Source organism: Caldisericum sp. (assembly GCA_022759145.1).
Lineage (GTDB): Bacteria > Caldisericota > Caldisericia > Caldisericales > Caldisericaceae > Caldisericum.
On record JAEMPV010000034.1, the window covers coordinates 1 to 5,757 of the forward strand.

The 5,757-nt window shown below is 34.9% G+C and carries 8 protein-coding genes; 1 reads left to right on the forward strand and 7 read right to left on the reverse strand.

What is annotated here, in order from left to right:
- Window positions 1-163 precede the first annotated feature (163 nt).
- The 7 genes from JHC30_02425 to JHC30_02455 all read right to left on the reverse strand — a co-directional run bounded on the left by JHC30_02425 (window position 164) and on the right by JHC30_02455 (window position 3,607).
- Entirely contained in the window at window positions 164-493 is a 330-nt protein-coding gene (locus JHC30_02425) for a hypothetical protein (protein ID MCI4463010.1), read from the reverse strand.
- Window positions 478-1,209 (reverse strand): ABC transporter permease, encoded by a 732-nt coding sequence (locus JHC30_02430; GenBank protein ID MCI4463011.1) that lies wholly within the window; start codon window positions 1,207-1,209, stop codon window positions 478-480. Before JHC30_02430 ends, JHC30_02425 begins: the two co-directional genes overlap by 16 nt.
- On the reverse strand, window positions 1,196-2,065 hold the full coding sequence (locus tag JHC30_02435; protein MCI4463012.1) for an ABC transporter ATP-binding protein: 870 nt from the start codon (window positions 2,063-2,065) through the stop codon (window positions 1,196-1,198). Before JHC30_02435 ends, JHC30_02430 begins: the two co-directional genes overlap by 14 nt.
- Window positions 2,065-2,262, reverse strand: a complete 198-nt coding sequence (locus tag JHC30_02440; GenBank protein ID MCI4463013.1) for a hypothetical protein — start codon at window positions 2,260-2,262, stop codon at window positions 2,065-2,067. The genes JHC30_02435 and JHC30_02440 overlap by 1 nt, the downstream gene beginning before the upstream one ends.
- 188 nt (window positions 2,263-2,450) lie before the next feature.
- On the reverse strand, window positions 2,451-2,723 hold the full coding sequence (locus JHC30_02445) for a type II toxin-antitoxin system RelE/ParE family toxin (GenBank protein MCI4463014.1): 273 nt from the start codon (window positions 2,721-2,723) through the stop codon (window positions 2,451-2,453).
- Window positions 2,689-2,910: a ribbon-helix-helix protein, CopG family gene (locus tag JHC30_02450; GenBank protein MCI4463015.1), complete on the reverse strand. Its 222-nt coding sequence runs from the start codon at window positions 2,908-2,910 to the stop codon at window positions 2,689-2,691. Before JHC30_02450 ends, JHC30_02445 begins: the two co-directional genes overlap by 35 nt.
- Before the next feature lie 157 nt (window positions 2,911-3,067).
- Window positions 3,068-3,607 carry a class I SAM-dependent methyltransferase gene (locus tag JHC30_02455; GenBank protein MCI4463016.1) on the reverse strand — a complete coding sequence of 180 codons (540 nt, stop codon included), beginning with the start codon at window positions 3,605-3,607 and terminating at the stop codon, window positions 3,068-3,070.
- 741 nt (window positions 3,608-4,348) lie between these two features.
- Here JHC30_02455 and JHC30_02460 point away from each other — a divergent pair.
- A partial coding sequence (locus JHC30_02460; GenBank protein MCI4463017.1) for a hypothetical protein occupies window positions 4,349-5,757 on the forward strand: 1,409 nt, incomplete at its 3' end.

Here is a 5,757-nt window from a genome sequence, read left to right on the forward strand (position 1 = left end):
TTTTGAAAGGATAATTTCACAAAACTTTTAAGGGCAGGATTTTCTCTTGCCCTATTTTGGGATACTTGTGGTGATTTCCTTCACCGTTTTTTCTACTTCTACAGCAATAAGATAAACTATACCTATTTTCCTTTCAGGATATTGACTCATTATACTAAGTCCATTATACTAAGTCTTCCATATCCGTTGCCCCGCGGCCAAAAATCACAATATCATTATCGTACTCTATCATTTTTCCTGAAAAAGGATCATATTTCCATTCTTCCATGTTTCCTGGCAGGGCAACATCGAGGTGGCTACAGAAGATTAAAGCTTGTTTTGCGTCTTTATTTAGCTCTGCTATCAAGTTACCACCATTTATTTTATGTATTGAAATCTCTGGTACGTGCTTAAGGTTATCTTCAACATATTTGAGTGCCTCTTCTGGCTCTCTTCTAGTTATAAGTTCGCTACAAATCTTTGCCATTTGCTCTATTTTTAATCCTTTTTCCATTTCATACCTCTTATAGAGATCATAAAAAGCACAAGAGAAAAAATAAGAACAAAGGAGAGGCTGAATAAACTTAAAGGTTCGGAACGAAGTATTGATTTACCAAGAATGGCGAGATGCGTTGTATAAATCATATATGAGAAATATCTTAGGGGGAGTGGTAGAATCTCAATAGGGTAATAGACAGGAGCAAGGAAAGAGAGAGAAAATAGAAGAACATCCGAAAGTGTTCCTGATAGCCTGTAGTCCTTTGGTCCGTATAAGGAGAGAATGAATCCGAGATTCGCTGAGGCGATCCATGCTATTGCTATCAAGCCAAGCATTAATAGAATCTGAAACATGGTAATAGTGAGTCTCAGAATAATAAGCCCTATAAGCAGTATGACTATAGCGCCAACAAATGTGTAACTTGCGCCACCGAGCAATATCCCAAGCATATATTCCATAGGTTTTACATTCCTGGTAATGAGAAAGACATTTCTTTTTTCTTCTCTGTCAAAAGAGACATTCAAAGTAACATCTGATATTCCTCCTCCTATAACCGAGAAGATAAGAGCACCCATTATTATGTTAAACCAGCCCTCCTTCGGCACAAGAATAAGCATTGGGACTATTATTGAGATTGGCATAAACATCGCTATGAAAAAGAAAGTGAAAGGTCGCCTGAACTGCCACTTTGAGTAAATCTTTGCTATTGTTACTATATTAGTGAGTTTCATCCTTTACCCTCTTTAGATATGCCTCTTCAAGCGATGGACGTGATAGAGTTATATCCTGTCCAATGATAGAAAACAACTCTGGAGTGAGTGCTTGTTTAGGAAGATAGAGATGAATGGTATTATCCTCAACTGAGAATCTGAGATTCATCCTTTCAAAAGATTTTACTTTACCTTCCTCATATGTTGTTTCTATCTCATAGTCATATCCTATTCTATCCATTATGTCTTTCTTATCCCCGTTATGTATGATCTCACCCTTGTTGAATATTACAAGTCTATCAATCTCTCTTTCAATCTCATCAAGATAATGCGTTGTGAATATGATAGTTGCGCCTTTTTTATGCAGGTCTTTGATTGAGTCAAGCATCATTTTACGTGCTTCGGGATCTAAGCCTGATGTAGGTTCATCAAGCAGAAGAAGGTCATCACTTCCAGATAGAGCCTGGGCAAGGCTAACTCTTCTCTTATAACCTCCAGAGAGATCTCTTATTAGTCTGTTCTTTACTCTTTCAAGGCCTGCTACCTCTATAGCCCATTCAGCTCTCTCTTTGCAATTTTTCACGCCTTTAAGAAGCGTGAGATAATAAACATGTTCCCATACAGTTAGATCCTCGTATAGTCCTGCTTCTTGCGGCATCACGCCTATGGGAGTAGAAAGTGGTGCTAAGAATATTTTTCCATCGCTTGGATCCGTATCTCCGTAAATTATTCTCAAAAATGTTGTTTTCCCTGCCCCATTCGGACCTGCAATTACGCAAAATTCTCCTCTCATAATCTCTATGTTTATTCCTTTTAAAGCCTGAATATCTCCATATCTTTTAGATAAATTTATTGCCTTAATTACTGGTTCTTTCATTATATTCCTCTGGGATGCGGTTCTGCAGCATATAGAGGAAAACCTAATTCGTCCTTTAGTTGATACCACTTTTTTATAACATAGGCTAATTGCTTCCTATTCATACCTTTAGTATAGGTAAAACCCATAGCTAAACCAGGAATAATTACAGAATAAAATGTGTTATCAATATCTTCACACCCCAACAGTGTTATCATTCATATCTACACCTTTACTCCAATTATACCACTGTTAACCTCAAAGGACAAAACAGAGTGATGTAAAAACCCTCATACCCTGGACACCAGACTTACTACATTATAAGCAAATAAACGTTTTACCAAGATTGTATGAAAAAGTATGTGTAAGTGTGAGTAGCATGAGCTGATTTTGCGACTATATTGTTTCACCTGTATATCTCACTACGGTGTCCTACTTTTACAACTATGATTATAACTTTATCTGTATCAACGAAGTATATTATTCTGTAATCTCCAATTTTTATCCTTCTTAATCCTTTAAGATCTCCAGAAAGCGGTTCTCCCAAGAAAGGAGAATCCCTAAGCTCGTCAACTTTTTCTACAATCCTTTCTCGTATTTCTTTTGGGAATTTGCTTACGGATTTAACAGCACTCTCTTTCCACTTAATCTGATAGGAGTTCTTTCTTGGCTTGTTCATGATCAATTAATTTGTCCGTTTCATCAAGTAGAATTCTTTTGGCTTCTTCTACATCGTACATTTCTTCAAGGTAGTTTTCTAATACCTCACCTATAACCCAGTTTTTAGATCTTTTCAATCTTCTTGAAATAATTTCCATCTTTTCAAGTATGTCTTCGTTGAGGCGTACAGAAATCACTTTTGTCATTTTTTACCTCCCTATTGTATTAATTTGTAGTATATTGTAATACATTTCTAAAAAAAATGCAATAGGGTAATCAACCTACATACCTTTTGAGAATCATATGTTCCGGAACCTATATTCATATCCTTAAATATACTATTCTTCAAATTTTTTATCACACCTAAGATATGTGAACCTTCTCTTTAACAGTCCAAACAACCCAAGTGACGGGAGTGAACTGCTGTGCACTTAATTTCATTCCTAACTCCTTGAATATACTACGAAGTTCATCAATTCGCTCAAAATATTCTTCTTCAAGCCATTCATACTGATTCAAGGCGTTCTTCTCTGCTTCCTCGTCTTTGAACATCAGATCTCCCAATACCAAAACTCCTCCAGGCTTGAGTACTCGTCGAAGCATTTCACGGATAGCTGAGGATTTTGCATGGTGCGGTATATGATGAAAAGCATAAGTGCTTGCTACTACATCAAAAGAATTATCAGGGTAGGGGATTTGTAAAAACGCATCGGGAACACGATAGAACTCTACTCTTGGGTCATTACCTATCTTTTTTCTTGCTACAGCAAGCATTTTTTCTGACTGATCTAAACCGACAACTGTAGCACTACATGCAAGAAAACGCCTGGCAAGATTTCCTGTTCCGGTTCCTATGTCAAGAACTTTCTTTTGAGAAGTGATATTTGCAATCTTCACCACCATATCAAGTATTTCATCATACCTTGCATAATACTCCTGGTCGTTATGAATATCCTCATCATAACGATCTGCCCAATTATCAAAGTCCCAGGTTTTATTATTTTCGTCTGTTTCAATCGATAACTCCTTTCATTAATCTTGCATCTCAATTGAGCGATTTTCCATTACTCTAAAAGATTGTAGTATTTTTTGAAAAAAACATATAAAATCTTTTAAGTGCATTTTATTTTTTGTACAATTATTATTGTATTCAATTATTCTTAGAAAAAATGACAAAGAGAACTCTATTTATTTCAAACGATTTACTCTTTTTAAATCAATTGCAAGCCTCAAATCAAATAAGGTTGTAATCATTGGTATTGTGGCAAACCATTGTTTGCAGAATTAGATTTTTATTAGAATGCATTACATTCTGCCTGCAAGAATGCATTCTAATTTATTGGAGAGATAAAAGTAGGAAAATTCTTGGCAGTCTAAGAGAACAAGGTATAATACAAGTGTGGAGAAGAGAGAAATAATTGGGAGAGCAAATTCCCAAAAACCTATCGAGGAACTTTCGGGAAGTGACACCCGTAGAAAAGGAAGCCTCTCTACACTGAGATTGAAATCAAATCCGTATATCTGTATAAGTTATGCCTCGTTAGAGGAGGTTTTTCTCAGTTGAGAGCGAGGGAGAAAGTTGCTATATGAAGGAAACCTTATCTGGATTAGGGGTTAATTATTTAAACGAGTTAGGGGAGAGATATGGAATGGCTTGAAGAGATAGATAAAGAACTTTATGAACTCGGATGCGAGGAGAATCTGATTTATTATTACCAGGATACAGGAAAAAGTCTCGACAGAGAAAGGTTAAGCAATGTTTCAGAAAGAAGACGAGAACTTTTGTTGGAGCCAGGTCTAATTTTAAAAGTAAAGGAAGCCGAAAAACATAGGGAATATTTAATAAGAAGAAAAGCAGAACTCCTTGAAAGATTAATTATAAATGCAAATATAGAGTATGATCCTGTATTATTTGAGATTAAGAATGAGATAAATGAAAGGCAACATCAATTTGACTTTTCTTCAATATGGGAAACTTTATCAAGTTCTCCTAATAGAAAAGAGAGAAGAGATGCTTATTTAAGCCAGATTTCTCATCTTGAGCCTATCGAAAACCTTTTTAGGCAATTCGTTACACAAGCAAATGCTATATCACGGAGATTGGGTTTTTCCAATTATATAGAGGCAAAATCATATATTGAAGAGACGGATTTTGAAGAAATTATAGATTTTATGAATTATGCTATAAAAAAGACTGAAAAGATTTGGAAAGAATTCATTGAGGATGGTAAAAAGAATATCAAAGATACACTACAACCATACGATATAGAATACCTTACGAAACAGAAGTTACAGAAGATTGGAGATAAACAATTTGGACAAGATGAAATAATAACAACCCTTAAGGATACTCTTTCATTGTTTGGACTAAAATATTCTGAGTTGCCTATATCCATAGAAAGCCATAATGTTCCATATGCGGGTGCTTGTTATCCAATTAAAGTTAATAAGGATATTCGTCTTGTTGTTGGTAAATTAAGAGGTTATGATTCTTGCAAGACATTATTCCATGAATTTGGTCATGCGATATATTATTGCTTTTGCCCCGAAAATAGTGAAATTTTAATTGATAACCACTTAATGAGAGAGATAATGGCAGATATATGGAAGGGAATAGCAGAAACAAGAGAATGGCTTGAGAAAATTTCTCATCTTTCCCCAGATTCGATAGAGAATATTATAAACAATCATGATTTACATAAAGCCCTATGGACAAGACCACTAATAAGGGAATACTTATTTGAAATAGAAATATTTAAAAACGAGAAAGAGAAGTTTTCAGACATCTGGAATAAAGTTACAAATGAGATCCTTTTCTTCACGGATAAAACTGGAGTTTATTCTGATTGGGATTTTGAACACCCTTTGGATATAAAAACCTATGTTTTGTCGACATTTATAGTAGATACAATTATGAATTCCATCAGGGAAAAATTTTCTTATATATTGCAAAAAGATGTTTTTGATTTCCTGGTAGAAAAATTGTATAAACCAGGAAATACAATAAACTATAAAGAAAAACTCAAAAGTGTAGGATACCAATTTCGAGATTA